Here is a 25,951-nt window from a genome sequence, read left to right on the forward strand (position 1 = left end):
CATACGCCGGTTACACCACTAAGTTCCTCAAGCACGGCTCCTTCATGGACCTGCCGCTGTCGGGTCGCGCCGGCAACACCGGGCCGATGCTGGCCGAGGCGAACAACAACATGGATCTGACCAAGTACCTGGTCAGCGAAGTGATGCAATCGATGGAACAGCGTCTGGATTCCCTGCGCCGTTTCTACCCGGAAGCGAAAGCCGAAGACTGGCGTCTGGAAGTGGCTGGCCAACGGGTGCAGATCATCAAGAAAGACCCGAAAAAGGGCGGCATCCTGCAATTCGGTACCGAACTGGTGTCGGCCAAGGACGGTTCGCTGGCCGCGCTGCTCGGCGCTTCGCCAGGCGCTTCGGTGACCGTTTCGATCATGCTCGAACTGATCGAGAAGTGCTTCCCGAATCAGGCCAAGGGTGAGTGGGCGGCGAAACTGGCCGAGATCTTCCCGGCCCGTGAAAAGGTGCTGGAAACCGATGCTGCGCTGTATCGCAAGATCAACACGCAGAACAACATCGCGCTGGAACTGGTTGAAGAAAGCAGTGAGACACCAAGCTACGCTTGATCTTGCGGCATAAAAAACGCCCCGATCGGGGCGTTTTTTTATGGCCTTGAAAAGCAAAAGATCGCAGCCTTCGGCAGCTCCTACACAGTCACCATAAATCCCATGTAGGAGCTGCCGCAGGCTGCGATCTTTTGACCTTAACCGCGGGACTTTTCGATCAGTTCGATGTAGTCCGGGGCATTACGCTGATCGGCGATCAGCTCAACAAAGGTCTTGCCCTGTTCGTCCTTGCCATCAACGTCATAACCGGCCTCAACGAAGAAACCCAGGAAGCGTTCGAAGTCGTCGATACGCAGACCACGGTAGGCCTTGATCAGTTTGTGCAGCGACGGCGAAGTGGCGTCGACCGGTTCAAAATCGAGGAACAGCTTGATCTGCTCATCGCCGATCTCGTCACCAATCACTTGTTTCTTATCTTTACGCATTGCCGACTCCAGCTCGCAGACATTACACGGGGCGGGCAGTTTACCCCTGCCCTGCCGCCGGGCTCAACGCGAACGCGTGCTGCCAGTGTGCAAATCAGCCCAGATGTGGCCGTTGGCGTAACTGAGGAACTGCACATACACGGTGTCATTGCGCAGCAGATCAATGATCACGCGGTACTGGGCCAGCGGATAAAACAACGTCAGGGTTTTGCTTTTGTCGTCGTAGATCGGCTTTTTCAGGCTTTTGCTTTCGCCGTCAAAATTCACCAGCACCTGCGTGATGGTCGCCCCCTTGTTCAGGGATTTGCCCTTGAGGCGGATCAGCAGCGGTGACGTGACCGGAATCGGTTGTTGATTGGATTGACGTTGCGCGCCCACCACCACGGAATAATCGGTGACCTGCATGAGTTGCTGTTGCTCGGGCTCGGCATCGCGCACGGTCAGATCGTCCGGCGGCAGGAATTGACTGTGCATCGGCGCGGCGGACAGAGGCAGGCTGAAGATCAGGAAAAGCGCGGCGAGGCTGCGGATCAAGAGGCTCATGACAGGCTCCGGAGGGCGGGGCCGAGCACTCTAGCATGGGTATCACGCAAACAAATGTAGGAGTGAGCCTGCTCGCGATAGCGGTCTGTCAGCAACGTAGATGTTGGCTGATACGACGCTATCGCGAGCAGGCTCACTCCTACAGGGGATGGTGCAGGGTTCTTACATGCCTTTAACGGCAAAAATCCCGTTGGCGTTGCGCCAGTAACCTTTGTAGTCCATGCCGTAACCGAAGATATAACGGTCGATGCACGGCAGGCCGACGAAATCGGCTTTGAGGTCAGGACGTGCTTTGCGGTCGTGATCCTTGTCGATCAGCACAGCGGTGTGCACTTTGCGCGCGCCGGCGTGTTTGCAGAAGTCGATGATCGCGCCGAGGGTGTGACCTTCGTCGAGGATGTCGTCGATGATCAGCACGTCGCGGTCGATGAACGAGACTTCCGGCTTGGCTTTCCAGAACAGGTCGCCGCCGCTGGTCTCGTTGCGATAACGGGTTGCGTGCAGGTAGGAGGCTTCAAGCGGGAAGTGCAGATGCGTCAGCAGTTTGCCGGAAAAGATCAGGCCGCCGTTCATCACGCAGAACACCACAGGGTTGCTGTCAGCCAGTTGTTCGTTGATTTGTGCACCGACACGGGCGATGGCCGCCTCGACTTCAGCTTCGGTGTACAGGCAGTCAGCCTCTCGCATGACTTGACGGATATGCTCGAGATCAGCGGACATGGCGCTCTCCAGGGGGTTCGATTTCGGAAAAGCGGGCAAAGGTACGCATCCCGCGAGGTCGAATCAAGCATTTGTGGACTAACGTACTGTATGTCCTATAGGACATCACCCTCGGATAGATTAATCTAGGCCGGTTTTTTTGCCCGCCGCCGGAGTTTTTCCATGCCCATCCTCGAGATCCGCCATCCGCTGATCCGTCATAAACTCGGCCTGATGCGCCGCGCCGATATCAGCACCAAGAACTTCCGTGAGCTTGCTCAGGAAGTCGGCGCCCTGTTGACCTATGAAGCTACAAAAGATTTGCCGCTGGAGTCCTACGATATTGCAGGCTGGTGCGGCACCGTGTCGGTCGAGAAGATCGCCGGCAAGAAGATCACCGTCGTGCCGATCCTGCGCGCCGGCATCGGCATGCTTGAAGGCGTGCTGAGCCTGATCCCGGGTGCCAAGGTTTCCGCTGTGGGTGTCGCCCGCAACGAAGAAACCCTGCAAGCGCACACCTATCTGGAAAAACTGGTTCCGGAAATCGACGAACGGTTGGCGATGATCATCGACCCGATGCTCGCCACTGGCAGCTCGATGGTTGCGACCATCGACCTGTTGAAAAAGGCCGGCTGCAAAGACATCCGCGCGATGGTGCTGGTTGCCGCGCCGGAAGGCATTGCTGCCGTCGAGAAGGCTCACCCGGACGTGACCATCTACACCGCGTCCATCGATGAGCGTTTGAACGAACACGGTTACATCATCCCTGGGCTTGGCGACGCCGGTGACAAGATCTTCGGCACCAAGCAGAAGGACGCGTAACCATGCAGCAAGAGTTCAACGATCCGCTCTGGCGCACGGTGCTGTCCGGCGCCCAGATGCTGTTCGTGGCTTTCGGCGCTTTGGTGCTGATGCCGCTGATCACGGGCCTCGACCCGAACGTGGCACTGTTTACCGCGGGTCTGGGGACGATCCTGTTCCAGATCGTCACCGGGCGTCAGGTGCCGGTGTTTCTGGCGTCGAGCTTCGCTTTCATCACTCCGATCATTCTCGCCAAGGGCCAGTTCGGCCTCGCCGCGACCATGGGCGGTGTGATGGCGGCCGGTTTCGTCTACACCTTCCTGGGCCTGGCCGTAAAGATCAAAGGCACCGGCTTCATTGACCGTTTGCTGCCGCCGGTAGTGATTGGCCCGGTGATCATCTCCATCGGCCTGGCCATGGCGCCGATTGCCGCGAACATGGCGATGGGCAAGGCTGGCGACGGTTCTGAACTGATCCACTACCAGACCGCGATGCTGATCTCGATGCCAGCGCTGCTGACCACGTTGATCGTGGCGGTGTTCGGTAAAGGCATCTTCCGCCTGGTGCCGATCATTTCCGGTGTGCTGGTCGGTTTTGCCATGTCGTTCTATTTCGGCGTAGTCGACACCGCGAAGATTGCCGCCGCGCCATGGTTTGCGATTCCGCACTTCACCGCGCCGGAGTTCAACTGGCAGGCGATTCTGTTCATCGTTCCGGTGGCCTTGGCCCCGGCCATCGAACACATCGGCGGCGTGATTGCTGTGGGTAGCGTGACCGGTCGCGACTATCTGAAGAAGCCGGGCCTGCATCGCACCTTGCTCGGTGACGGCATTGCCACCACCGCTGCCGGCCTGTTCGGCGGTCCGCCGAATACCACCTACGCCGAAGTGACAGGCGCGGTGATGCTGACCAAGAACTACAACCCGAAAATCATGACCTGGGCGGCGGCTTTCGCCATCACCCTGGCGTTCATCGGCAAGTTCGGCGCGCTGCTGCAAAGCATTCCGGTGCCGGTGATGGGCGGGATTCTGTGCCTGTTGTTCGGTTCGATCGCGGCGGTGGGCATGAACACCCTGATCCGTCACAAGATCGATTTGGGCGAAGCACGCAATCTGGTGATTGTCTCGGTGACGTTGGTGTTCGGGATTGGCGGTGTGCTGGTCGGCACTGGCACCGGCCCGGACGACTTCGGCCTCAAAGGCATCGCGCTGTGCGCGGTGGTGGCGATTGCGCTGAACCTGATCCTGCCGGGCAATGACGGCTGGAAGAACAAGAAGGCGGATGAGCCGCTGATCTAAACCTTTAGATCTGATCGTTCCCACGCTCTGCGTGGGAATGTCTCTAGGGACGCTCCGCGTCCAGTGACGCGGAGCGTCACGGGCTGCATTCCCACGCGGAGCGTGGGAACGATCATGTGGGAGCGGGCTTGCTAGCGAAGCTTTTGGCTTTTAAAGGGCCAACGGTGCTCTTTCACAGAGGGTCGCCAACGCCTTCGCCCATTGCGGGTCGTCGTTCAGGCACGGCACAAGAATCAACTCCTCGCCTCCCGCTTCGCGGAACTGTTCCTTGCCGCGATCGCCAATCTCTTCCAGCGTTTCGATGCAGTCGGCGACAAATGCCGGGCACATCACCAGCAACTTCTTCACGCCGCTTTTACCCAATTCATCCAGCCGCGCTTCGGTGTACGGCTCGATCCACTTTGCCTTGCCCAACCGCGACTGAAACGACACCGACCACTTGCCGTCCGCCAATCCCATGCGCTCGGCAAACAGCGCGGCGGTGCGCAGGCATTGCGCGCGATAACAGGTGGCCAATACCGCCGGCGAAGCGTTCTTGCAGCAGTCTTCGTTCTTGAAACAATGATTGCCCGTCGGGTCGAGTTTGGTCAGGTGCCGCTCCGGCAAGCCATGAAAGCTCAGCAGCAAGTGATCGTAATCCTGCAGCAGATGCGGCTTGGCACTTTCAACCAGCGCGTCGAGGTATTCCGGCTGATCGTAGAACGGTTGCAGCACCGACAATTGCACATTCAACTTCTTCTCACGAATCACCCGTTTGGCTTCTTCGATCACCGTGGTCGTGGTGCTGTCGGCGAACTGTGGATACAGCGGCGCCAGCGTGATGCGCCTGTGCCCAGCAGCAACCAGCTTCAGCAAGCAGGTTTCAATCGACGGCTCGCCATAACGCATCGCCAGTTCCACCGGCCCTTGCGTCCACTGCGCCTTCATCTGCTGTTGCAGACGTTGGCTAAGCACCACCAGTGGCGAGCCCTCCTCCCACCAGATCGACGCGTAGGCATGGGCTGACTGCTCCGGGCGTTTGATCAGGATCAGCGACACCAGCAAACGCCGCACCGGCCATGGCAGGTCGATCACGTACGGATCCATCAAAAACTGATTGAGGTAACTGCGCACATCGGCCACCGAAGTGGAGGCCGGGGAGCCCAGGTTGACCAGAAGCAAGGCGTGATCGGTCATGCAACGTCCTATTTCAGAGGCGGCTGGAGAGATCATCCAAAGCCGCACGTAATTCCGTGAACTGGAAAGTGAAACCCGCTTCCAGCAAGCGTGCCGGCGTAGCCTTTTGGCCGCCGAGCAACAACAAAGACATCTCGCCGAGACCAACCTTCAGTGCCAGGGTCGGCATCGGCATAAACGCCGGGCGGTGCAATACGCTGCCCAGGGTTTTGGCAAATTCGCGATTGCGCACAGGTTGCGGCGCGCACGCATTATAAGGACCACTGGCCTGCTCGCGGTGCAGAAGAAAATCAATCAGGGCGATTTGATCATCGATATGAATCCACGGCATCCATTGCCGACCGTTGCCCAAAGGCCCGCCCAGCCCAAGCTTGAACGGAAACAGCAGCCGCGACAAAAAGCCGCCCTCGGCCGACAGCACCAGACCGGTTCGCACCAGCACCACGCGAATACCCAGCGCTTCAGCACGTTGCGCGGTTTCTTCCCAGGCGATGCACAGCTGACTGGCAAAATCATCAATCACCGGCGGCGATTCTTCCGTCAGCTCACGTTCGCCACCATCGCCGTACCAGCCGATCGCCGAGCCGGAAATCAACAGCGCCGGTTTCTGCGCGCGGGTTTCGAGCCACGCCAGCAAGGTTTCCGTCAGCGTGATGCGACTGCTCCACAGCAACGCCTTGCGCCGATGCGTCCACGGCCGATCGGCAATCGGCGCGCCAGCGAGGTTGATGATCGCGTCTAACGGCTCATCACCCACGTCTTCGAGACGAGCGATGCCACGCACCTGTGCGCCGCAAATTTTCGCGACTTTTTCCGGCGTGCGGCTCCATACCGTCAGACGATGACCCTGCGCGAACCAGTGTCGGCAGAGTTGTCGGCCGATCAAACCAGTACCGCCGGTCAGCAATATGTGCATGACATCTTCCTCGCGTGGCGTTTAACCCGGATCACTAGTCTATTTTTAAAAGCAGGGATCTTTTCTATCGGGCAGGCTCTATTGTTTAACCATAGGCCAAGCTGTCAGAACGAGAACGCTAGAAGTTATACCAGAAAACAAAATTGTACAGGTTTCAATCACGGCGTAGTCTGTACAGAAAGGTAAACGAGGCCCCTATGACTGTACCTATCGCAATCATCGGCACCGGCATCGCCGGGCTCTCCGCCGCCCAGGCTCTGACAGAGACCGGGCATACCGTGCAACTGTTCGATAAAAGCCGCGGCAGTGGCGGGCGCATGTCGAGCAAGCGCAGCGACGCCGGTTCGCTGGACATGGGCGCGCAATATTTCACCGCCCGCGACCGTCGCTTCGTCACCGAAGTACAGCGTTGGCAAAGCCAGGGCTGGGTCGCCGAGTGGACGCCGCAGCTCTACACCTATCAGGGCGGGCAACTGAACCTGTCGCCGGACGAGCAGACACGCTGGGTCGGCGCGCCGCGCATGAGCGCCATCACCCGTGGTTTGCTCGACGGTCTGGAGGTGCATTTCGCCTGCCGCATCACCGAAGTTTTTCGCGGTGAAGAGCACTGGCATTTGCAGGACGCCGAAGGCTTCACCCACGGCCCCTTCAGCCACGTGGTGATCGCCACGCCGGCGCCGCAAGCCACCGCATTATTGGCCGCAGCACCGAAGCTCGCCGGCGCCGCTGCCGGGGTGAAGATGGATCCGACGTGGGCCGTTGCCCTCGCCTTCGACACGCCTTTGGATACGCCAATTGAAGGCTGCTTCGTGCAGGACAGCCCGCTCGACTGGCTGGCGCGCAACCGCAGCAAACCCGGGCGCGACAACACCCTCGACACCTGGGTGCTGCACGCGACCAGCGCATGGAGTCGGCAACACATCGACCTGTCCAAGGAAGCGGTGATCGAGCATCTGCACGGTGCATTCGCTGAATTGCTGCACAGCGCGATGCCGGCGCCGAGCTTTAGCCTCGCCCATCGCTGGCTCTATGCACGCCCGGCAACGGGGCACGAATGGGGCACGCTGGCCGATGCCGATCTGGGCTTGTATGCCTGCGGCGACTGGTGCCTGTCCGGGCGTGTGGAGGGTGCATGGTTGAGTGGTCAGGAGGCTGCGCGCCGCTTGCACGAACACCTGCAATGAACCGCATCAACCCGCGCAAATTGCTGCTGTCGAAATGGACAGCAGCCCACCCGCAGAATCGCGAAAAGCATTTTCTGGTGACCGAATTGTTCCGCGATGAGGAGGGCACGGTGCTGGAAGTTGAATTGCAGGCCGTGCTGACCAAACGCGCCGAACGCCTCGATTGGCAGACGCTCCAAAACAGCACTGACTGGAAAATCGGTTGGCTCATGTAGGAGCTGCCGAAGGCTGCGATCTGTTGATCTTGCTTTTAAAAACAACATCAAAAGATCGCAGCCTTCGGCAGCTCCTACAGAAAGTTATACAAACAATTTGACTTGTACACCTTTGAATCTATGCTAACGCAATGTTGTACAGAGATTGCACTCTGTACAGGTTTAGATTCGAGGTGCCTATGCTTGCCCTGCCCGCTGCCAAACCGAAGATCGCCATCAGTGCCTGCCTGTTGGGTGCCGAGGTGCGCTACAACGGTGGCCACAAGGAATCGCGCCTGTGCAGCCGCACCCTCACTGAATATTTCGAATTCGCCCCGGTTTGCCCGGAAGTCGCTATCGGCCTCGGCATTCCCCGCGAGCCGATTCGCCTCGTCGGTGATCCAGAGAATCCTGAAGCCATCGGCACAGTCAATCCGGCGATCAACGTCACCCAGCCACTGGCCGAATACGGCGAGAAAATGGCCGCTGAACTTGATGACATCTGCGGCTACATCTTTATGCAGCAATCGCCGTCCTGCGGGCTGGAGCGGGTCAAGGTCTATCACGCCAACGGCGCTCCGGTGAATGGCGGCGGACGCGGCATTTATGCCCAAGCCTTCTGCGCACAACACCCGGATTTGCCGGTGGAAGAAGCCGGGCGTCTCAACGATCCGGTGCTACGGGAAAACTTCATCACCCGCGTATTTGCCTACAGCGCCTGGCAGCAGGTACTCGCCGATGGCCTGAGCCGCCGCGCCCTCACCGAATTTCACTCGCGCTACAAATACCTGCTGATGGCCCACAACCCGCTGCAATACAAAGCGTTGGGCAAACTGCTGGGCAACATGGCGCACACCGATCCCGCCGAACTCGGCCCGCGCTACTTCAGCGAACTGATGGCCGCGCTGAAAAAATGCGCCACGCGTGGCACGCACTGCAACGTGCTGCTGCACATCAGCGGTTACCTGAAACAGCTGATCAGCGCCGAAGACAAACAGGAAATGGTGCACGTCATCGACCAATACCGCCTCGGCATCGTGCCGCTGGTGGTGCCATTGACGCTGCTCAAGCATCACTTTCGCCAACACCCCGATCCTTACATCGCGCAACAGGTTTACCTGCAACCGCACCCGGAAAACCTCAGCCTGCGAAACGCCATCTGATGAACGACAAACTCGACTCCAGCGCCCAGGAAGACCTCGGCGCCGATTTCAAGAAAGCCCTTGATGAAGGCTGGTTGCCGATCCGCGAAGTCGCGCGGCAAACCGGCGTCAACGCGATCACCTTGCGCGCGTGGGAACGTCGCTACGGGCTGATCGTGCCGCAACGCACACCCAAGGGCCATCGACTGTATTCGGCTGAACATGTGCAACGAATTCTGGCGATCCTGACCTGGCTGAACCGTGGCGTTGCAGTCAGCCAGGTCAAGCCGCTCCTAGACACTCCGCAAGCCTTCAGCGAACCGGTGGAAAACGATTGGCAACGCTTGCGTCAAACATTGCTCGCCGCCGTCACCCAGCTCAACGAGCGCAACCTCGACGACAGCGTCAACCAAGCGATGGCGCTGTACCCGCCGCGCACCTTGTGTGAGCAGTTGTTGATGCCGCTGCTGGCTGAGCTCGAACAACGCTGGCAGGGCCAATTCGGTGCGCAGATGGAGCGCACGTTCTTTTTTTCCTGGCTGCGCAGCAAATTCGGTGCGCGCATCTACCATAACAATCGTCAGTTGCACGCCGCACCGCTGCTGTTGATCAACCACTCCGACCTGCCACTGGAACCTCATCTGTGGCTATGCGCGTGGCTGATCAGCAGCGCCGATTGCCCGGTGCAAGTGTTTGACTGGCCGTTACCGGCCGGCGAACTGGCGCTGGCCGTTGAACACCTGCAAGCCCGTGGCGTGCTGCTCTATTCAAGCAAGGCCATGAACCTTGCCCACCTGCCCAAGCTACTGAACGGAGTCAGTTGCCCGAAAATGATTGTCGGACCAACGGTATGCATCCACCACGCCGAGTTGTCCGTAAGAACTTCCGAGATCGCTGATGTGTACCTGGCTGAAGATGCGCTGTCAGCGCACCAGGTACTCGTTCAGCGTGGACTGATTTAATGATGGGTTTAATGTCATGCAATTGATCTGGCTGCGCAGCGACTTGCGCCAACACGACAACACCGCTCTCGCGGCCGCCGCAGCCCGCGGCCCGACCGTGGCCGTGTACCTGTTGAGCCCGCAGCAGTGGCTGGAACACGACGATGCCGCGTGCAAGGTCGACTTCTGGTTACGCAATCTCAAAGAACTGAGCAACATCCTCGGCGAGCTGAACATCCCTTTGTTGATCCGCACCGCCAATCATTGGGATCAGGCTCCAGCGGAGCTGCTCAAGCTGTGCCGCGAACTGAAGGTCGAAGCGGTTCACGTCAACGAAGAATACGGCGTCCACGAAAGCCGTCGCGATGCCGCCGTGGCGGAAACCTTGCAGGCCGAAGGCATCGAGTTTCACAGCTACCTCGATCAACTGCTGTTCAAACCGGGCACCGTGCTGACCAAAACCGACACCTATTTCAAGGTGTTCAGCCAGTTCAGAAAGGTCTGCTACGAACGCCTGCACCGCTCCATGCCGACGCTGGTCAAGGCGCCCGGCAAACAGGCAACACTCAAGGTCGACAGCGACCCGATTCCTGACTCGGTCAAAGGCTTCGCCACCCCAAGCGAATCCCTGCCAGCCCTGTGGCCGGCCGGTGAAGAAGAAGCGCGACGTCGCCTCGACACCTTCACCGACGCGCAGATCGAATACTACAAAAGCGAACGCGACTTCCCGGCCAAACCCGGCACCAGTCAGCTCTCGGCATACCTCGCCGCTGGCGTGATCTCACCGCGCCAATGCCTGCACGCCGCGTTGCAAAGCAATCAGGGCGAATTCGAAAGCGGCAACGTCGGCGCTGTCACCTGGATCAACGAACTGCTCTGGCGCGAGTTCTACAAACACATTCTGGTCGGCTACCCACGGGTTTCGCGTCACCGTGCTTTCCGCCCGGAAACCGAGGCCTTGGCCTGGCGTGATGCGCCGGAGGAACTCAAGGCCTGGCAAGAGGCGCGCACCGGTCTGCCGATCATCGACGCGGCGATGCGCCAATTGCTCGAAACCGGCTGGATGCACAACCGTCTGCGCATGGTCGTGGCGATGTTCCTGACCAAAAACCTGTTGATCGATTGGCGTGAAGGCGAGCGCTTTTTCATGCGTCATCTGATCGACGGCGATCTGGCGGCGAACAACGGCGGCTGGCAATGGAGCTCATCGACCGGCACCGACTCCGCGCCGTACTTCCGCATTTTCAATCCGTTGAGTCAGTCGGAAAAATTCGACAGCGAAGGTCTGTTCATCAAGCACTGGCTGCCGGAACTCGCCGGGCTGAACAAAAAGGAAATCCACAACCCGGCCAACCTTGGCGGACTGTTTGGCGTCGCCGATTATCCGTCGCCAATCGTCAATCTCAGCGCCTCCCGCGAGCGCGCACTGGCCGCGTTCAAGAGCCTGCCATCGCGCACGGCAATGGAGGGCAGTGATGAGTGAATTCCTGCGCCGCTTCGCCCAACAATTCTGCGAGTTGAACAAAGACAACCTGCACCGGCTGGGCGAGCTGTACAGCGATGACATTCACTTCACCGACCCGTTGCACGAAGTGCAGGGGCTCAAGCAACTGCACGATTATTTCAGCGAGCTGTACGCCAACGTCAGTGAGCTGCGGTTTGATTTTCATGGCTTCGATCAGATCAGCGACGGCGAAGGCTATCTGCGCTGGGTCATGAGTTACCGCCATCCGCGCCTGGCGAGTGGTCAGGTGATTCGCGTCAGCGGCTGCTCGCATCTGCTCTGGCGCGACAAGGTTTATCGCCACCGGGATTACTTCGATGCCGGGGCGCTGTTGTATGAACATTTACCCGTATTGGGCCGGGTCATCGCCTGGCTAAAAAGGAGAATGGGATGAGTCGTACACCTCCACGGCGCTATTGGTTGACCGGGGCCAGCAGTGGCATCGGCGCGGCGCTCGCTGAAGAGATTCTGAAAAGCGGCGCGCACCTGGCGGTCAGCTCGCGCTCGGTCGCGGCACTGAAAGTCTTGTCGCAACGCTATCCGGGCCAGGTTTTAGTGGTGCCGGGGGATTTGACCAACAGTCAGACCGTGCGCGAAATCGGTGAGCAGATCGCTGAAGTCTGGGGTTCGCTGGATTCGGTGATTCTCAACGCCGGCACCTGTGAATATGTCGACGCCAAGCAGTTCGATGCGTCGATCATCGAGCACGTGGTGCGTACCAATCTGCTCGCCAGCAGCTACTGCATCGAAGCCGCCCTGCCGCTGTTGCGCAAAGGCACCGCGCCGCATCTGATCGGCGTCGCCAGTTCGGTGACGTACCTGCCGCTACCACGGGCCGAAGCTTACGGCGCGTCGAAGGCCGGGCTGCGTTATCTGTTCGAATCGCTGCGCATCGATCTGGCGGATGAAGGCATCGAAGTCACCATCGTCAGCCCCGGTTTCGTCGAAACGCCGCTGACCGCGAAGAACGATTTCCCGATGCCGCTCAGTTGGCCTGTGGATAAAGCCGCGCGGCACATCTTCGCCAAGCTCAAGGATCGGCCACTGGAAATCGCCTTTCCGGCGCTGTTCATGGCGGCGCTGTGGCCGCTGTCGAAATTGCCCGCCAGCCTGCAACTGGCGATCGGCAAGCGCATGGTGCGTAAATCGCCGCCGCTGCGGGATCCAGCATGAAAATCGCCATCGTCGGCAGCGGGATCGCCGGGCTCACCTGCGCCCACTTGCTCAATCGCCGACATGACGTGCACGTGTTCGAGGCCAGCGACTGGGTCGGTGGCCACACGCACACGGTCGAAGTGACGGTCGACGGCCAGCAGTACGCGGTGGACACCGGGTTTATCGTGTTCAACGACTGGACGTACCCGAATTTCATCCGCTTGCTCGGCCAGCTCGGCGTGCCGTTCAAAGCCACCGAAATGAGTTTTTCGGTGAGCGACCCGGACACCGGTCTGGAATACAACGGCAACAACCTCAACAGCCTGTTCGCCCAGCGCAGCAATCTGTTGTCGCCGGGGTTCTGGGGCATGTTGCGCGACATTCTGCGCTTCAATAAAGAAGCCCAGCGCGACCTCGCCGAGTTGCGCATTTCCAGCGACATGACCCTCGACGATTACCTGAAAGCAGGCAATTACGGCGAGCGTTTTATCCTGCATTACATCGTGCCGATGGGCGCGGCGATCTGGTCGATGCCGATGGCCGAGATGCTCAATTTTCCGCTGCAATTCTTTGTGCGCTTCTTCAAGAATCACGGGCTGTTGTCGGTGAGCAATCGTCCGCAATGGCGGGTGATCGAGGGCGGTTCCAGCGCTTACATTGCGCCGCTGACCGCCGCGTTCAAAGACAAGATCCGCCTCAATTGCCCGGTAACGCGGGTTGTGCGCGATGAGCACGGCGTAGTTATCCACAGTGCGGCGGGCAGCGAGCAGTTCGACAAAGTGGTGTTCGCCTGCCACAGCGACCAAGCCCTGCAATTGCTCGCCGAGCCGAGCGATGCCGAACGCGAAATCCTCGGCGCCCTGCCCTACGCCGACAACGAAGTGGTGCTGCACACCGACACGCGTTTGCTGCCGACTCGCAAACTGGCTTGGGCCAGCTGGAACTATCGGCTCAGCGGCGCCGGTCATACTCACGCCGCCGTCACTTACGACATGAACATTCTGCAAGGCATTCAGAGCGACACCACGTTCTGCGTCAGCCTCAACCAGAGTGCCGGCATCAGCCCGTTCAAAGTGCTCGCCAAATACACCTACGCCCACCCGCAATACAGCCTAGCGGCGGTAGCGGCGCAAAATCGCTGGGCGGAACTGGACGGTGCGCAACATACGCATTATTGCGGCGCTTACTGGGCCAATGGTTTCCATGAAGACGGTGTGGTCAGCGCGTTGCGCGTGGCTTCGGCGTTCGGGGAAACCTTATGAACAGCGCCCTTTATAGTGGCTGGATCGGCCATCGGCGCTTCTCGCCGCGCAAGCATCAATTTCGCTACAAGATCGGCTTACTCTATCTCGATCTCAGCGAGCAGGACGCCGTGCTCGCGCTGTCGCCACTGGCGGGTCGCAGCCGTTTTGCGCCGTTCTCCTTTCGCGAGACCGACTACCTCAAGACGTTCACCAGTCGCGGAGTGCGTTTGATTGATGCCGTGCGCCAACAGGTCGGCGCCGCCATCGGTCACGAACCGCAAGGCGCGATCTGCCTGCTGACCCAGGCGCGCAGTTGGGGTTTGTCGTTCAATCCGGTGAGTTTCTTTTATTGCCACGAAGCCGATGGGCAACTGGCAGCGATTGTCTGCGAAGTCACCAATACGCCGTGGCGCGAGCGTTATCACTATGTGTTGCCGGCCCGTGCGCCGAGCAATCTGCAGGATTTCCACCAGCACTTTGCCGTGGCCAAGGCCTTTCACGTTTCGCCGTTTCTGCCGCGCGACCTCGAATACCGCATGAGCTTCAGCCCCGCCGCGAAAAATCTCGGCGTGCACATGGCCGACTGGCAGGGCGAGGAAAAACTGTTCGACGCGACGCTCAATCTGCAACGCGAAACCCTCGACCGTCGCAGCCTGCATCGCTACCTGAAACGCTTCCCGTGGATGACCGCGAAAACCGCGTTGGCCATTTACTGGCAAGCGCTGCGGCTTTTGCTTAAACGCGTACCGATCTTTGCTCATCAGGCTGCCGACGGCAGCTTTCAAACCGCCACTGTGCCTCCCAAGGAGCACCGCCATGAAATCCTCTAGCCTGTCGGTCAGTCGGCTCAGCACTAACGGTTTGACCGGTTCGTTGCTGCGCCGTGGCGTATTGCGTCAATTGGGTCAGCTCAAAAACGGGCAACTGCTGGTGGTCGAGGACGGCGAACGCTTGATGTTTGGCACGCCGGGCAGTGCGTTGCTCGGGGAAATCCATGTGCTGGATTCGGCCCTGTGGGGCATGGTTGCCAGCAACGGTTCGATCGGCGCGGGCGAAGCGTTTATTCACGGTTACTGGAGTTCACCGGATCTGACGGCGGTGGTGCGCGTGTTCGTCAGCAACCTTGAAGTGCTCGATGCGATGGAGGGCGGACTGGCCCGCATCAGTCGGCCGTTGGTGCAAGGTCTGCACTGGCTCAATCGCAATACACGCAAGGGTTCGCAGAAGAACATCGCGGCGCATTACGACCTCGGCAATGACCTGTTCGAACAGTTTCTCGACCCGACCATGATGTATTCGGCGGCGCAGTTTCTTACTCCCGAAGACACGCTGGAGCAGGCACAACTGAACAAACTGGAGCGCATCTGCCAGAAGCTCGCGCTCAAGCCCAGCGACCATTTGCTCGAGATTGGCACTGGTTGGGGCAGCATGGCGCTTTATGCCGCACAGAATTACGGTTGCCGCGTGACCACCACGACGCTGTCGAAAGAGCAGTACGCCTTCACCGCCCAGCGCATCGAGCAACTCGGTTTGCAGGATCAAGTGACGTTGCTGCTGGAGGACTACCGCGACCTCACGGGCGAGTACGACAAACTGGTGTCGATCGAGATGATCGAAGCGGTCGGCCATCGCTTCCTGCCGACCTATTTCAAACAGTGCGCGCACTTGCTCAAGAGCAACGGCTTGATGCTGATCCAGGCGATCACCATTCGCGAGCAACGCTACGAACAGGCCAAACGCGGCGTCGACTTCATTCAGCGCTACATCTTCCCCGGCGGCGCCCTGCCCTGTGTGCAGAAGATGCTCGAAGTGGTCAGCCGCGACACCGACATGAACCTGCTGCACATGGAAGATTTCGGCCTGCATTACGCCAAGACCCTGCGCCTGTGGCACGAGAACTTCCGCCGTGCCCATGGCCGTTTGACCGAGCTGGGTTATGACGATTATTTCCTGCGGCTGTGGGAGTTTTACCTGTGCTACTGCGAAGGTGGTTTCCTCGAACGCACCATCGGCACCGCGCAATTGCTGCTGGCCAAACCCGCGGCGATGACTGCGCCACTGCTTGGCCGCTTCGATGCTTGAGCGCGTCGCCAATGCCGTGTTGTTCCAGATCGGCTGGCTGACCTGCGTAATCGGCGGCAACAGTTTGTGGTTGTTGTTGGCATTGGCAGTGCTGGTGATTCATCTGCGCTGGATCAGCAGTTGGGCGGCTGAGGGACGTTTGATTCTCAGCGTGGTGATTGTCGGCACGGCGGTGGACAGTGTTTTGCGCGGCGCCGGCGTGTTTGAATTTCAGGATCAATCGCCGCTGATTCCGCTGTGGTTGATGCTGTTGTGGGCGTTGCTTGCGACCACGTTGCGGCACTGTCTGCAATGGAGTGGGCGGCCCTGGTGGCTGGCGAGTGGGTTGGGCGCGGTGGGTGGCGCGTTGTCGTATTACGGCGGTGGACGACTGGCCGGGGTGCAATTTCCCTACGGCGAATTACCGACGCTGATTGGCATCGGCCTGCTCTGGGCACTGTTGTTTCCGCTTTTGCACATCATGGCGCGGCGGTTGGCGGGCTGAGCGTCTGTCAGACCATTCACACGCACCGCAGCGACTGCCTTACACTGCCGCCATGAAAACCATTCCCCACCAGCAAATCACCGAGCCTGCAGTCACCTGCTCGACCTGCGCGGCGTGCTGCTGCCAGCTCGAAGTGATGCTGATTACCGACACCGGCGTGCCTGATCGCTTTATTGATACCGATGAGTGGGGCGGCGAAGTGATGCTGCGTCTGGACGACGGCTGGTGCGCGGCGCTGGATCGCGACACGATGATGTGCACGATCTACGAAAAACGCCCGCTGATCTGCCGCGAATTCGAAATGGGCGCCCCCGAGTGCCTCGAAGAACGCCAAGGCATCACCACTGCGTACCGCTGATCCAAAAAACAAAAGATCGCAGCCTTCGGCAGCTCCTACATGGGATTGTGTTTCACCTGTAGGAGCTGCCGAAGGCTGCGATCTTTTGATCTTGCTTACAACGGCATTGTGTAGTGCAGCGCGTAGCTTTCTACGCCGTCGTTACTACTGGCCAGGCCGGCGTTGGAATAGTGCGTCGCACGGATCCCGACTTCATGCCCGCCATTGAAACGCAGACCAAAACCGATACGGTCTTCGAACTGGAGCGAGCCGCCAATGTTGTTAGATTCGTACTTGGTGTTGGAGAACGCGGCAACGCCGATGCCCGCCTCTACATACGGTTTGACCGACTGGCCGGCAAACTCGTAAACAAATACCGGCGAGAACGACAGGCTGTTGTTGCTGGAGGTCTTGTCACCTTCCCAATAGGTATAGGCGCCGCTCCAGTAACCGGTCAGGCGACCGACGTCGCTCTGCAGCCAGCTCTGATCCCAATCAAAATTCATCCCCAGGCGGTAGGTCATGGTCGAATCGCTGGTGGCCCCCACCGCAAATTCAACACCTGCCGCTTGTGCGGTAATGCTTTGCCCCATTAGTGCGGCCGCAATCGCGGCCAAGCAGAATAGTCGCTTCACTTTGAAACTTCCTTTTCCGGAACGATCGTTTGGTTTTCTGGTTAACACAACGCTATAGAAGTCTGCGCCTGAATAGAAGTTCAGACGAATTTCAGCTTATTTCACGTTTTTTTCACAAACCGAAGTTTTGCACATCATTCGCAGTTTGCCCCAGCAACGGCAGGACATTTTTGAAGGACTGCAGATCCGCGCTCGTCCAGAATCTGACCGATCGGTTCGGCCCCTCAGCCAGCAGATCGCGCTCGGCCAGCAGCCGTTGAAGTTGCCGCGCCACAGCGGCGCCGGTGTCGATCAAACTGATGTCCGCCGGGATCATCGATTTGAGCATCGGCTTGAGGAAGGGATAGTGCGTGCAACCAAGAATGATCGTGTCGCAACCGTTGGCCAGCAACGGATCGACATAACTTTTCAACAACGCGCGCAATGTGTTGCTGTGCAGATCACCGCTTTCAATCAGCTCGACCAGCCCGGGACAAGGCTGGGTAATCACCCGCACATCGGTGGCGAAGCGATCAAGTAATGCCGCGAACTTGGCACTCTGCAAAGTGCCCGTAGTGGCGAGCACGCCGACCACACCGCTACGGGTCGCAGCCGCCGCCGGTTTCACCGCGGGTTCCATGCCGACAATCGGCCAGTCCGGGTAATCACGACGCAAATCGGCAACCCCGGCGACGGTCGCCGTGTTGCAAGCCAACACCAACGCCTTGGCGCCCTGCTCGCGGAAAAACCCGGCCATCACGCTGCAACGCTGGCGGATAAATTCCGGGGTTTTCTCGCCGTAGGGAATGTGCCCGCAATCGGCGACATAGAGCAGCGATTCGTTGGGCAACAATTGCTGGATTTCTGCCAGTACCGACAAACCGCCGACACCGGAATCGAACACGCCGATCGGCGCTTCACGCATGGCGCGAGCCACAGACACTGCAACCCGGATCACGCTTGACGCGCAGCTCACGGAAACGCGAGCCCAGCGCATCGATCAGCAACAAGCGGCCCACCAGCGGCTCGCCGAAACCGACCAGCACTTTCAACGCTTCAAGCGCTTGCAGACTGCCAACCAGCCCCACCAACGGCCCGACAACACCCGCTTCGCTGCAGGTCAATTCGGCTTCGCTGCCGTGGCCGTACAAGCAGTGGTAGCACGGGCTCTCATCGCGACGCGGGTCGAACACCGACAACTGCCCTTCAAGGCGAATCGCCGCGCCGCTGACCAGCGGTTTGCGCGCCGCCACACACGCAGCGTTGACCGCCTCGCGCGTAGAAAAATTATCGGAACAGTCGAGCACCAGATCCACCGCTGTCACGACGGCGGCGAGAGAATCCTCGTCCAGCGCCTGCCGATGGGCGATCAACTGGATCTCCGGATTGATCGCACTCAGACGCTTGAGCGCCGAATCGACCTTGCTCATGCCGACGCTGTCGGTGTCATGAATGATCTGGCGTTGCAGGTTGGTCAGATCGACTGTGTCGAAATCCGCCAGATGCAATTCACCGACACCGGCCGCCGCCAGGTACAAGGCCACCGGTGCGCCAAGACCGCCGAGGCCGACGATCAGCACGCGGCTGTCCTTGAGTTTCAACTGGCCATCGATGTCGATGTGTTGCAGCAGAATCTGCCGGCTATAGCGCAGCAATTCCTGATCATTCAGCACGGCAGGCGCCCCAGACTGATGCGTTGATGGCCGCCCAGATCGGTGCGGCTGTGGACTTCTTCAAAGCCGCGCGTCAGCAACAGATCACGCACGGCTTCTGCTTGATCATAGCCATGTTCGAGCATCAGCCAGCCATCGGCCTGCAGATACTCCGGGGCCTGTTCGACGATCAAGCGCAGATCATCGAGGCCGTCTTCACCGGCGACCAAGGCGCTGGCCGGTTCGAAGCGCACATCGCCTTCGACCAGATGCGGATCGGCCGCCGCAATATACGGCGGGTTGCTGATGATCAACTGAAAACGCTGACCTTCCAACGCGCTGAACCAATGGCTGCTGAGTACCGTGGCGTTGTTCAAATGCAGGCGCTGGCGATTGCGTTCGGCGAGGGCCACGGCTTCGAGCACGCGATCCACCGCAGTGACTTTCCACGCCGGACGTTCGCTGGCCAAGGCCAAGGCGATCGCGCCGCTGCCAGTGCCGAGGTCGAGCACTTTAGCCGGCGTCGCGGGCAGCAATTCCAGCGCCGCTTCCACCAGCAATTCAGTGTCCGGACGCGGGATCAGCGTGTGCGGTGCGACTTCCAGATCAAGCTTCCAGAAACCCTGCTGCCCGAGAATGTAGGCCACCGGCTCACCGCCACGGCGACGTTGCAGATATTCGGCAAAGGTCAGCGCCGCGTCACTCGGCACGATGCGCTCGGGCCAGGTGTGCAGAAAGCTGCGCGACTTGCCCAGTGCAGCGGCCAGAAGCAATTCGGCGTCCAGACGCGCAGTGGGCGAGTCCGGCAGTTCGGCGGCGCGCAACAGGCTGGCAATGATGGTCATTTATTCACCTATCGCTGCGAGTTGGTCAGCCTGGTATTCGGCCAGCAATGGCTCGATCACCGCATCAACGCCACCGGCGAGAATTTCATCAAGGGAGTACAGAGTCAGGTTGACGCGATGGTCGGTGACCCGGCCCTGAGCAAAGTTGTACGTGCGAATGCGCTCGGAGCGATCGCCGGAACCGACCAGCAATTTACGCTCGCTGGCGATGGCATTCGCCGCCGCTGCGGTCTGCTGATCGTTGAGTTTCGCCGACAGCCAGGCCATCGCCCGCGCACGGTTCTTGTGCTGGGAACGTTCTTCCTGACACTCGACGACGGTGCCGGTCGGAATGTGCGTGATGCGGATCGCCGAGTCGGTGGTGTTGACGTGCTGACCGCCGGCCCCGGAGGAGCGGAACGTGTCGACGCGTAAATCCGCCGGGTTGATCTCGATCGCTTCGCGCTCGTCCGGCTCGGGCAATACCGCCACAGTGCAGGCCGAGGTGTGAATGCGGCCCTGGGATTCGGTGGCGGGTACACGCTGAACGCGGTGCGCGCCGGATTCGAATTTCAGCTTGCCGTAAACGTTGTCGCCTTCGATGCGCGCGATGACTTCTTTATAGCCGCCGTGTTCGCCTTCGTTTTCCGAGAGGATCTCCACGCGCCAGCCGCGACGCTCGGCGTAACGCGAGTACATGCGGAACAGGTCGCCGGAGAAGATCGCCGCCTCGTCGCCACCGGTGCCGGCGCGAATTTCGAGGAAGACGTTGCGCCCGTCATTCGGATCCTTCGGCAACAGCATGCGTTGCAGGTCGGCTTCCAAAGTGATCAGCGATTCTTTGGCTTCGCGGACTTCTTCCACGGCCATTTCACGCATGTCCGGGTCGTTGTCCTTGAGCAGCGCCTGCGCGCTTTCAAGATCGCTTTGTACGCTGAGGAGCTTTTTATAGCCTTGTACGACCGGCTCGATTTCGGCGTATTCCTTGGAATAGGCGCGGAATTTGCTCTGATCGGCAATGACTTCGCCGTCGCCGAGCAGCGCGGTCAGTTCCTCGAAACGGTCCTGGAGGATGTCCAGCTTATTGTGCAGTGACGCTTTCATTGCGGTTTTTTATCCGAAAAGCTATCCGGTGAGCCCTCGAGGGCAAAGAGTTCCTGGGCCATGGCCAGCGCATCGAGGCGGCCTTCGGCAGAAAGCTTTTTCAGCTGCACGCTGGGCGCATGCAACAGTTTATTGGTCAGGCCACGGGCCAGTTGCCCGAGCACGTCTTCGGCGTTGCCGCCGTTGGCCAGGAGACGCAGGGCTTTTTGCAGCTCTTCGTCGCGCAGGCGTTCGCTCTGTTGACGATAGGCCTTGAGCACATCAACCGCCGCGAGTTCGCGCAGGCGCACCATGAAATCGTCGGCGCCGACCGAAACCATCTCTTCGGCGGCTTGCGCTGCACCCTGACGGCTCTTGAGGTTTTCGGCGACCACTTCGTGGAGATCGTCGACGCTGTACAGGTAAACGTCGTCCAGTTCGCCGACTTCCGGTTCGATATCACGGGGAACGGCGATGTCGACCATGAAGATCGGCTTGTGCTTGCGCAGCTTCAGTGCACTTTCCACCGCGCCTTTGCCGAGAATCGGCAACTGACTGGCGGTCGAACTGATGACGATGTCGCTGCGCACCAGTTCTGCCGGGATGTCCGAGAGCAGCACTGCATGGGCGCCGAATTGTTCGGCGAGCAGACTGGCGCGCTCCAGCGTGCGGTTGGCGACGACGATGCGCTTGACGCCCAGCTCGTGCAAATGGCGGGCGACAAGCGTGATGGTCTCGCCGGCGCCGATCAGCAAAGCCTGGCTGCGTTGCAAATCACTGAAAATCTGTTTGGCCAGACTGACGGCGGCAAATGCCACCGATACCGGGTTTTCGCCGATGGCGGTGTCGGTGCGCACTTGCTTGGCGGCATTGAACGTCGCCTGAAACAATCGCCCCAGCAGCGGGCCGATGGTGCCGGCCTCACGGGCCACGGCGTAGGCCGATTTCATTTGGCCGAGAATCTGCGGTTCGCCCAACACCAGCGAGTCGAGCCCGGAGGCGACGCGCATCATGTGACGAACTGCCGCATCATCTTCATGCACATAAGCACTCGCGCGCAGCTCATCGAGGCTTAAATGATGGTAATCAGCCAGCCAGCGCAAGACGACATCGGCAGAAAGCTGATCCTGTTCTATATAAAGCTCACTGCGATTGCAGGTGGAGAGGATCGCGGCTTCGCGGCTGTCGGTCAGTCGGCAGAGCTGCTGCAACGCCTCCACCAGTTGCTCAGGCGTAAAAGCCACGCGCTCGCGGACGTCTACTGAAGCAGTCTTGTGGTTGATACCGAGTGCAAGGAAGGCCATTCAAAGTCGCTGGTGGTGACGTGAAGCCGGCAATTGTCCTACTTCGTCAGATTCAGAACAACTACCGCTGACTATTGTCCCAATGGTCAGTCCCTATAATGGGCACAATTTGGCTCCTTGTAGGAGCTGCCGCAGGCTGCGATCTTTTGATTGATCGTTCCCACGCTCGGCGTGGGAATGCAGCCCGGGACGCTCCGCGTCTCAAACAACGTCAAAAGATCGCAGCCTGCGGCAGCGCCTACAGGGCGATAAGCCGTAAATTGCCTGAGCGGTTATGTTTGGCCGAAGGCTTGTGTCATGATGATCCGACCGCAGGTTAGTCGTCCTCTTCCTATATGAATAGATCTTCCGCGTTGCTCCTCGCTTTTGTCTTCCTCAGCGGCTGCCAGGCCTTGGCACCCGTGTCGCCGGACGGTACGCCGCCGGTCGAAGACACCACGCCCGCGCCTGAAAAGCCCAAGGTTTACAGCTCGTTCAGCGAGGAAACCGTCTTCAGCCTGTTGAGCGCCGAACTCGCCGGCCAGCGCAATCGCTTCGATATTGCGCTGGATAACTACGTGACTCAGGCGATCAATACGCAAGATCCGGGCGTTTCCGAGCGTGCGTTTCGCATCGCCGAATATCTGGGCGCCGATCAACCGGCCCTCGATACCGCGCTGATCTGGGCAAAAAACGCTCCGGAAGACCTCGAAGCGCAACGCGCCGCCGCCGTGCAACTGGCGCGCGCCGGGCGCTACGACGACTCTATGGTCTATATGGAGAAAGTCCTGCAGGGCAAGGGCGACACCCACTTCGACTTCCTCGCCCTGTCGGCGGCTGACACTGATCAAGAAACCCGCAACGGTCTGATGAAAAGTTTTGACCGTTTATTGCAACGCCACCCGAACAACAGTCAGCTGATTTTCGGCAAAGCCCTGCTGTTGCAACAGGACGGCGACAATAAAGCCGCCCTGACCCTGCTCGAAGACCATCCGCCGGAAGAAGGCGAGATCGCCCCGATTCTGTTGCGCGCACGCTTGCTGCAAGTGATGAACCGTGGCGACGAAGCGCTGCCGCTGCTGCGAAAAAACATCAAGAAATACCCGGACGACAAACGCCTGCGCCTGACTTACGCGCGCATGCTGGTTGAGCAAGACCGGATGGACGACGCCAAAGTCGAATTCTCCAGCCTCGTTCAGCAATACCCGGAAGACGACGAACTGCGTTACTCGCTGGCGCTGGTGTGCCTCGAAGCCAAGGCCTGGGACGAGGCCAAGGGCTATCTGGAAGACTTGATCGCCCGTGAAAGCCACGTCGATTCAGCCCACCTGAATCTCGGTCGCATCGCCGAAGAGCGTAACGATCCGCAAGGCGCGCTCATCGAGTACGCCCAGGTCGGCCCGGGCAACGACTATCTGCCGGCGCAGTTGCGTCAGGCCGATATTCTGATGAACAACGGCAAAACCGCTGAAGCGCAAAGCAAACTGGCGGCGCAGCGTGACGAAGAACCGGATTACGCGATCCAGTTGTACCTGATCGAAGCGGAAACCCTGTCGGCCAATAAACAGGACGACAAGGCCTGGAAAGTCTTGCAGCAAGCGTTGCTGCAATACCCGGACGACCTGAATCTGCTCTACACCCGGGCGATGCTCGCGGAAAAACGCAATGATCTCGGGCAGATGGAAAAAGACCTGCGCCTGATCATCAAGCGTGATCCGGACAACGCCATGGCGCTCAATGCGCTGGGCTACACCCTCTCCGACCGCACGACCCGCTACGCTGAAGCGAAGACGCTGATCGAGCAGGCGCACCAGATCAATCCGGAAGACCCGGCCGTACTCGACAGCCTCGGCTGGGTGAATTACCGCTTGGGCAATCTGGACGACGCCGAGAAATATCTGCGTCAGGCGCTGGAGCGTTTCCCGGATCACGAAGTCGCCGCGCATCTGGGCGAAGTGTTGTGGGCCAAGGGCAACCAGCGTGAAGCCAAACAAATCTGGGGCAAGTTCCTCAAGGATCAGCCCGACAGCACCATTCTGCGCAGCACCATCAAGCGCCTGACCGGATCCGAGACTCTTTAACTCATGTTTTTGCGCCACGTAATTGTTTTCAGCTTCATCGCCCTCCTCGCTGGTTGCTCGGGTTTTGGTACTCGCGAATCGGTCGAAGGCCACGGCAGCCCGGCTCAATGGGCGGCGAACAAACAGCAACTGACCGGCCTCGATGGCTGGCAGATCGACGGCAAGATCGGCATCCGCGCACCGAAAGATTCCGGTAGCGGCACGCTGTTCTGGCTGCAACGTCAGGATTACTACGACATTCGACTGTCCGGCCCGTTGGGTCGTGGCGCTGCACGCCTGACCGGACGGCCGGGCAAGGTGTCGCTGGAAGTCGCCAATCAGGGTCGCTACGAATCGCAATCGCCGGAAGCCCTGCTTGAAGAGCAACTGGGCTGGAAGTTGCCGGTGTCGAATCTGGCCTGGTGGGTGCGTGGCCTGCCGGCTCCGGACACTAAAAGTCGCCTGAATCTGGACGCCGACAGCCGTCTGGCCAGCCTGGAACAGGACGGCTGGAAAGTTGAGTACACCGCGTACACCGAACAAAACGGTTACTGGTTGCCCGAGCGCATCAAGCTGCACGGCACCGACCTCGACGTCACGCTGGTGATCAAGACCTGGCAACCGCGCAAGTTGGGGCAATAACGCATGACCGCTGCACGTCTGACCCTGCCCTCGCCGGCCAAACTCAATCTGATGCTGCACATTCTTGGTCGCCGTGAAGACGGTTATCACGAGTTGCAGACGCTGTTTCAGTTTGTCGACTACGGCGATGAAATCACTTTTGCCGTGCGCGATGACGGCGTGATTCAGTTGCACACCGAATTTGCCGGCGTGCCGCATGACAGCAATCTGATCGTGCGCGCAGCAAAAATGCTTCAGCAACAATCGGGTTGTACGCTGGGTATCGACATCTGGATCGACAAAATTCTGCCCATGGGCGGCGGCATCGGTGGCGGCAGCTCAAACGCAGCGACCACCTTGCTCGGTCTGAATCACTTGTGGCAGCTGGGCTGGGATGAAGATCGCCTGGCGGCACTGGGTCTGACGCTTGGCGCCGACGTGCCGGTTTTCGTCCGTGGTCACGCGGCTTTTGCCGAGGGCGTGGGCGAGAAACTCACCCCGGTCGATCCCGAAGAACCGTGGTATCTGGTGCTCGTACCGCAAGTCTCTGTAAGTACGGCAGAAATTTTTTCCGATCCTTTGTTGACACGTAACACGCCGCCCATTAAAGTGCGCCCCGTTCCCGAGGGAAACAGTCGAAATGACTGCTTGCCGGTGGTTGCAAGGCGTTATCCAGAGGTACGTAACGCATTGGATTTGTTAGGTAAATTTACCGAAGCAAAGCTCACCGGAACTGGAAGTTGTGTGTTTGGGGGCTTCCCAAGCAAAGCTGAAGCTGATAAAGTCTCGGCCCTTCTGACAGAGACCCTTACAGGGTTTGTAGCGAAAGGAAGCAACGTTTCGATGTTGCACCGCAAGCTGCAAAGTCTGCTCTAAAGGAACCAAGTGCACGGCACTTGATGCAACAGATACAGGGGCGTCGCCAAGCGGTAAGGCAGCAGGTTTTGATCCTGCCATGCGTTGGTTCGAATCCAGCCGCCCCTGCCATTTTCTATACTCATCCAGGTTACCCTCAGCCTCTAGGTACTGCGCGTGTCCAAGATGATGGTCTTTACGGGGAACGCTAACCCCGATCTGGCTCGGCGTGTTGTACGTCAGCTGCATATCCCTCTCGGTGACATCTCTGTCG

Annotated in this window: 29 protein-coding genes, 1 tRNA gene and 1 pseudogene; 20 read left to right on the top strand and 11 right to left on the bottom strand. The window is 59.4% G+C overall.

Annotated elements, in window-relative coordinates:
• Nucleotides 1–560: malate:quinone oxidoreductase (locus ACIP66_RS24695; protein WP_400651595.1), on the top strand; the 560-nt coding region annotated here is incomplete at its 5' end.
• A 137-nt stretch (nt 561–697) separates the two neighbouring features.
• On the opposite strand, the gene ACIP66_RS24700 is transcribed toward ACIP66_RS24695, so the two are convergent.
• The 3 genes from ACIP66_RS24700 to ACIP66_RS24710 all read right to left on the bottom strand — a co-directional run bounded on the left by ACIP66_RS24700 (nt 698) and on the right by ACIP66_RS24710 (nt 2,248).
• A complete protein-coding gene (locus tag ACIP66_RS24700) occupies nt 698–985 on the bottom strand; it encodes a PA4642 family protein (RefSeq protein WP_053123715.1) in 288 nt (95 codons plus the stop codon).
• Nucleotides 986–1,048: 63 nt separating this feature from the next.
• Nucleotides 1,049–1,528 carry a hypothetical protein gene (locus tag ACIP66_RS24705; RefSeq protein WP_053123718.1) on the bottom strand — a complete coding sequence of 160 codons (480 nt, stop codon included), beginning with the start codon at nt 1,526–1,528 and terminating at the stop codon, nt 1,049–1,051.
• Between the two features lie 162 nt (nt 1,529–1,690).
• Nucleotides 1,691–2,248, bottom strand: a complete 558-nt coding sequence (locus ACIP66_RS24710) for a hypoxanthine-guanine phosphoribosyltransferase (RefSeq protein ID WP_159814630.1) — start codon at nt 2,246–2,248, stop codon at nt 1,691–1,693.
• 162 nt (nt 2,249–2,410) lie between these two features.
• Here ACIP66_RS24710 and upp point away from each other — a divergent pair, with 162 nt between their 5' ends.
• Nucleotides 2,411–3,049 (top strand): uracil phosphoribosyltransferase, encoded by a 639-nt coding sequence (gene upp, locus ACIP66_RS24715; protein ID WP_007912842.1) that lies wholly within the window; start codon nt 2,411–2,413, stop codon nt 3,047–3,049.
• A 2-nt stretch (nt 3,050–3,051) separates the two neighbouring features.
• Nucleotides 3,052–4,326 (top strand): uracil-xanthine permease family protein, encoded by a 1,275-nt coding sequence (locus ACIP66_RS24720; protein ID WP_400651600.1) that lies wholly within the window; start codon nt 3,052–3,054, stop codon nt 4,324–4,326.
• Nucleotides 4,327–4,476: 150 nt separating this feature from the next.
• Here ACIP66_RS24720 and hemH read toward each other — a convergent pair whose 3' ends face one another.
• Both hemH and ACIP66_RS24730 read right to left on the bottom strand, forming a co-directional pair.
• Nucleotides 4,477–5,502, bottom strand: coding sequence for a ferrochelatase (gene hemH, locus ACIP66_RS24725; protein ID WP_400651603.1), 1,026 nt, complete (start codon nt 5,500–5,502; stop codon nt 4,477–4,479).
• Nucleotides 5,503–5,515: 13 nt separating this feature from the next.
• A complete protein-coding gene (locus tag ACIP66_RS24730; protein ID WP_400651605.1) occupies nt 5,516–6,418 on the bottom strand; it encodes a TIGR01777 family oxidoreductase in 903 nt (300 codons plus the stop codon).
• A gap of 197 nt (nt 6,419–6,615) precedes the next feature.
• Here ACIP66_RS24730 and ACIP66_RS24735 point away from each other — a divergent pair, with 197 nt between their 5' ends.
• The 12 genes from ACIP66_RS24735 to ACIP66_RS24790 all read left to right on the top strand — a co-directional run bounded on the left by ACIP66_RS24735 (nt 6,616) and on the right by ACIP66_RS24790 (nt 16,706).
• On the top strand, nt 6,616–7,602 hold the full coding sequence (locus tag ACIP66_RS24735; protein ID WP_053123729.1) for an NAD(P)/FAD-dependent oxidoreductase: 987 nt from the start codon (nt 6,616–6,618) through the stop codon (nt 7,600–7,602).
• A complete protein-coding gene (locus tag ACIP66_RS24740) occupies nt 7,599–7,817 on the top strand; it encodes a TIGR02450 family Trp-rich protein (RefSeq protein WP_053123731.1) in 219 nt (72 codons plus the stop codon). Before ACIP66_RS24735 ends, ACIP66_RS24740 begins: the two co-directional genes overlap by 4 nt.
• A gap of 179 nt (nt 7,818–7,996) precedes the next feature.
• Nucleotides 7,997–8,959 (top strand): YbgA family protein, encoded by a 963-nt coding sequence (locus ACIP66_RS24745; protein WP_400651608.1) that lies wholly within the window; start codon nt 7,997–7,999, stop codon nt 8,957–8,959.
• A complete protein-coding gene (locus ACIP66_RS24750) occupies nt 8,959–9,900 on the top strand; it encodes a MerR family transcriptional regulator (RefSeq protein ID WP_400651611.1) in 942 nt (313 codons plus the stop codon). The genes ACIP66_RS24745 and ACIP66_RS24750 overlap by 1 nt, the downstream gene beginning before the upstream one ends.
• A 16-nt stretch (nt 9,901–9,916) precedes the next feature.
• Complete coding sequence (phrB, locus tag ACIP66_RS24755; protein ID WP_400651613.1) at nt 9,917–11,362, top strand: deoxyribodipyrimidine photo-lyase; 1,446 nt, start codon at nt 9,917–9,919, stop codon at nt 11,360–11,362.
• The gene (locus ACIP66_RS24760) at nt 11,355–11,777 is read left to right on the top strand and encodes a nuclear transport factor 2 family protein (RefSeq protein ID WP_053123738.1); all 423 of its coding nucleotides are present in this window, start codon (nt 11,355–11,357) and stop codon (nt 11,775–11,777) included. The genes phrB and ACIP66_RS24760 overlap by 8 nt, the downstream gene beginning before the upstream one ends.
• Nucleotides 11,774–12,556: an SDR family oxidoreductase gene (locus ACIP66_RS24765; protein WP_053123740.1), complete on the top strand. Its 783-nt coding sequence runs from the start codon at nt 11,774–11,776 to the stop codon at nt 12,554–12,556. Before ACIP66_RS24760 ends, ACIP66_RS24765 begins: the two co-directional genes overlap by 4 nt.
• The gene (locus tag ACIP66_RS24770; RefSeq protein WP_400651615.1) at nt 12,553–13,800 is read left to right on the top strand and encodes an NAD(P)/FAD-dependent oxidoreductase; all 1,248 of its coding nucleotides are present in this window, start codon (nt 12,553–12,555) and stop codon (nt 13,798–13,800) included. Before ACIP66_RS24765 ends, ACIP66_RS24770 begins: the two co-directional genes overlap by 4 nt.
• Entirely contained in the window at nt 13,797–14,612 is an 816-nt protein-coding gene (locus ACIP66_RS24775; protein WP_400651617.1) for a DUF1365 domain-containing protein, read from the top strand. Before ACIP66_RS24770 ends, ACIP66_RS24775 begins: the two co-directional genes overlap by 4 nt.
• On the top strand, nt 14,599–15,864 hold the full coding sequence (locus tag ACIP66_RS24780) for a cyclopropane-fatty-acyl-phospholipid synthase family protein (RefSeq protein WP_212545515.1): 1,266 nt from the start codon (nt 14,599–14,601) through the stop codon (nt 15,862–15,864). Before ACIP66_RS24775 ends, ACIP66_RS24780 begins: the two co-directional genes overlap by 14 nt.
• Nucleotides 15,857–16,348 (top strand): DUF2878 domain-containing protein, encoded by a 492-nt coding sequence (locus ACIP66_RS24785; RefSeq protein WP_400651620.1) that lies wholly within the window; start codon nt 15,857–15,859, stop codon nt 16,346–16,348. Before ACIP66_RS24780 ends, ACIP66_RS24785 begins: the two co-directional genes overlap by 8 nt.
• A 52-nt stretch (nt 16,349–16,400) precedes the next feature.
• A complete protein-coding gene (locus ACIP66_RS24790) occupies nt 16,401–16,706 on the top strand; it encodes a YkgJ family cysteine cluster protein (RefSeq protein WP_053123751.1) in 306 nt (101 codons plus the stop codon).
• Nucleotides 16,707–16,801: 95 nt separating this feature from the next.
• Here the strand turns inward: ACIP66_RS24790 and ACIP66_RS24795 are convergent, their stop codons facing one another.
• From ACIP66_RS24795 to hemA, 6 genes are all read right to left on the bottom strand, one after another.
• Nucleotides 16,802–17,320 carry an acyloxyacyl hydrolase gene (locus ACIP66_RS24795; protein WP_053123753.1) on the bottom strand — a complete coding sequence of 173 codons (519 nt, stop codon included), beginning with the start codon at nt 17,318–17,320 and terminating at the stop codon, nt 16,802–16,804.
• Between the two features lie 112 nt (nt 17,321–17,432).
• Nucleotides 17,433–18,224, bottom strand: coding sequence for a glutamate racemase (gene murI / locus ACIP66_RS24800; protein WP_400651623.1), 792 nt, complete (start codon nt 18,222–18,224; stop codon nt 17,433–17,435).
• Complete coding sequence (locus tag ACIP66_RS24805; protein ID WP_282356781.1) at nt 18,217–18,972, bottom strand: molybdopterin-synthase adenylyltransferase MoeB; 756 nt, start codon at nt 18,970–18,972, stop codon at nt 18,217–18,219. Before ACIP66_RS24805 ends, murI begins: the two co-directional genes overlap by 8 nt.
• Entirely contained in the window at nt 18,966–19,796 is an 831-nt protein-coding gene (prmC, locus tag ACIP66_RS24810; protein ID WP_400651626.1) for a peptide chain release factor N(5)-glutamine methyltransferase, read from the bottom strand. The genes ACIP66_RS24805 and prmC overlap by 7 nt, the downstream gene beginning before the upstream one ends.
• Nucleotides 19,797–20,879, bottom strand: a complete 1,083-nt coding sequence (gene prfA / locus ACIP66_RS24815; protein ID WP_053123761.1) for a peptide chain release factor 1 — start codon at nt 20,877–20,879, stop codon at nt 19,797–19,799.
• On the bottom strand, nt 20,876–22,162 hold the full coding sequence (gene hemA / locus ACIP66_RS24820) for a glutamyl-tRNA reductase (RefSeq protein ID WP_053123763.1): 1,287 nt from the start codon (nt 22,160–22,162) through the stop codon (nt 20,876–20,878). The genes prfA and hemA overlap by 4 nt, the downstream gene beginning before the upstream one ends.
• A gap of 335 nt (nt 22,163–22,497) precedes the next feature.
• Here hemA and ACIP66_RS24825 point away from each other — a divergent pair, with 335 nt between their 5' ends.
• The 5 genes and pseudogenes from ACIP66_RS24825 to ACIP66_RS24845 all read left to right on the top strand — a co-directional run.
• Nucleotides 22,498–24,222: a tetratricopeptide repeat protein gene (locus ACIP66_RS24825; RefSeq protein WP_159814616.1), complete on the top strand. Its 1,725-nt coding sequence runs from the start codon at nt 22,498–22,500 to the stop codon at nt 24,220–24,222.
• A gap of 3 nt (nt 24,223–24,225) precedes the next feature.
• Nucleotides 24,226–24,843 carry a lipoprotein insertase outer membrane protein LolB gene (lolB, locus tag ACIP66_RS24830; protein ID WP_053123767.1) on the top strand — a complete coding sequence of 206 codons (618 nt, stop codon included), beginning with the start codon at nt 24,226–24,228 and terminating at the stop codon, nt 24,841–24,843.
• 3 nt (nt 24,844–24,846) lie between these two features.
• Nucleotides 24,847–25,698 carry a 4-(cytidine 5'-diphospho)-2-C-methyl-D-erythritol kinase gene (gene ispE, locus ACIP66_RS24835; protein ID WP_053123769.1) on the top strand — a complete coding sequence of 284 codons (852 nt, stop codon included), beginning with the start codon at nt 24,847–24,849 and terminating at the stop codon, nt 25,696–25,698.
• Between the two features lie 36 nt (nt 25,699–25,734).
• Nucleotides 25,735–25,809, top strand: a tRNA-Gln gene (locus tag ACIP66_RS24840).
• Nucleotides 25,810–25,854: 45 nt separating this feature from the next.
• Nucleotides 25,855–25,951: pseudogene (locus ACIP66_RS24845) on the top strand (ribose-phosphate pyrophosphokinase); the annotation flags it as partial.

This window comes from Pseudomonas sp. NPDC088429 (genome assembly GCF_044753305.1).
GTDB lineage: Bacteria > Pseudomonadota > Gammaproteobacteria > Pseudomonadales > Pseudomonadaceae > Aquipseudomonas > Aquipseudomonas rustica.

Bases quoted from the DNA above. Each gene is read 5' to 3' on its own strand.
- ACIP66_RS24770 (WP_400651615.1), top strand. From the start codon at position 12,553: ATGAAAATCGCCATCGTCGGCAGCGGGATCGCCGGGCTCACCTGCGCC.
- phrB (WP_400651613.1), top strand. From the start codon at position 9,917: ATGCAATTGATCTGGCTGCGCAGCGACTTGCGCCAACACGACAACACC.
- murI (WP_400651623.1), bottom strand. From the start codon at position 18,224: ATGCGTGAAGCGCCGATCGGCGTGTTCGATTCCGGTGTCGGCGGTTTG.
- ACIP66_RS24705 (WP_053123718.1), bottom strand. From the start codon at position 1,528: ATGAGCCTCTTGATCCGCAGCCTCGCCGCGCTTTTCCTGATCTTCAGC.
- hemH (WP_400651603.1), bottom strand. From the start codon at position 5,502: ATGACCGATCACGCCTTGCTTCTGGTCAACCTGGGCTCCCCGGCCTCC.
- hemA (WP_053123763.1), bottom strand. From the start codon at position 22,162: ATGGCCTTCCTTGCACTCGGTATCAACCACAAGACTGCTTCAGTAGAC.
- ACIP66_RS24730 (WP_400651605.1), bottom strand. From the start codon at position 6,418: ATGCACATATTGCTGACCGGCGGTACTGGTTTGATCGGCCGACAACTC.
- upp (WP_007912842.1), top strand. From the start codon at position 2,411: ATGCCCATCCTCGAGATCCGCCATCCGCTGATCCGTCATAAACTCGGC.
- ACIP66_RS24760 (WP_053123738.1), top strand. From the start codon at position 11,355: ATGAGTGAATTCCTGCGCCGCTTCGCCCAACAATTCTGCGAGTTGAAC.
- prfA (WP_053123761.1), bottom strand. From the start codon at position 20,879: ATGAAAGCGTCACTGCACAATAAGCTGGACATCCTCCAGGACCGTTTC.
- ACIP66_RS24780 (WP_212545515.1), top strand. From the start codon at position 14,599: ATGAAATCCTCTAGCCTGTCGGTCAGTCGGCTCAGCACTAACGGTTTG.
- ACIP66_RS24825 (WP_159814616.1), top strand. From the start codon at position 22,498: ATGAATAGATCTTCCGCGTTGCTCCTCGCTTTTGTCTTCCTCAGCGGC.
- ispE (WP_053123769.1), top strand. From the start codon at position 24,847: ATGACCGCTGCACGTCTGACCCTGCCCTCGCCGGCCAAACTCAATCTG.
- ACIP66_RS24765 (WP_053123740.1), top strand. From the start codon at position 11,774: ATGAGTCGTACACCTCCACGGCGCTATTGGTTGACCGGGGCCAGCAGT.
- ACIP66_RS24785 (WP_400651620.1), top strand. From the start codon at position 15,857: ATGCTTGAGCGCGTCGCCAATGCCGTGTTGTTCCAGATCGGCTGGCTG.
- lolB (WP_053123767.1), top strand. From the start codon at position 24,226: ATGTTTTTGCGCCACGTAATTGTTTTCAGCTTCATCGCCCTCCTCGCT.
- ACIP66_RS24740 (WP_053123731.1), top strand. From the start codon at position 7,599: ATGAACCGCATCAACCCGCGCAAATTGCTGCTGTCGAAATGGACAGCA.
- ACIP66_RS24775 (WP_400651617.1), top strand. From the start codon at position 13,797: ATGAACAGCGCCCTTTATAGTGGCTGGATCGGCCATCGGCGCTTCTCG.
- ACIP66_RS24735 (WP_053123729.1), top strand. From the start codon at position 6,616: ATGACTGTACCTATCGCAATCATCGGCACCGGCATCGCCGGGCTCTCC.
- ACIP66_RS24710 (WP_159814630.1), bottom strand. From the start codon at position 2,248: ATGTCCGCTGATCTCGAGCATATCCGTCAAGTCATGCGAGAGGCTGAC.
- ACIP66_RS24750 (WP_400651611.1), top strand. From the start codon at position 8,959: ATGAACGACAAACTCGACTCCAGCGCCCAGGAAGACCTCGGCGCCGAT.
- ACIP66_RS24700 (WP_053123715.1), bottom strand. From the start codon at position 985: ATGCGTAAAGATAAGAAACAAGTGATTGGTGACGAGATCGGCGATGAG.
- prmC (WP_400651626.1), bottom strand. From the start codon at position 19,796: ATGACCATCATTGCCAGCCTGTTGCGCGCCGCCGAACTGCCGGACTCG.
- ACIP66_RS24790 (WP_053123751.1), top strand. From the start codon at position 16,401: ATGAAAACCATTCCCCACCAGCAAATCACCGAGCCTGCAGTCACCTGC.
- ACIP66_RS24745 (WP_400651608.1), top strand. From the start codon at position 7,997: ATGCTTGCCCTGCCCGCTGCCAAACCGAAGATCGCCATCAGTGCCTGC.
- ACIP66_RS24720 (WP_400651600.1), top strand. From the start codon at position 3,052: ATGCAGCAAGAGTTCAACGATCCGCTCTGGCGCACGGTGCTGTCCGGC.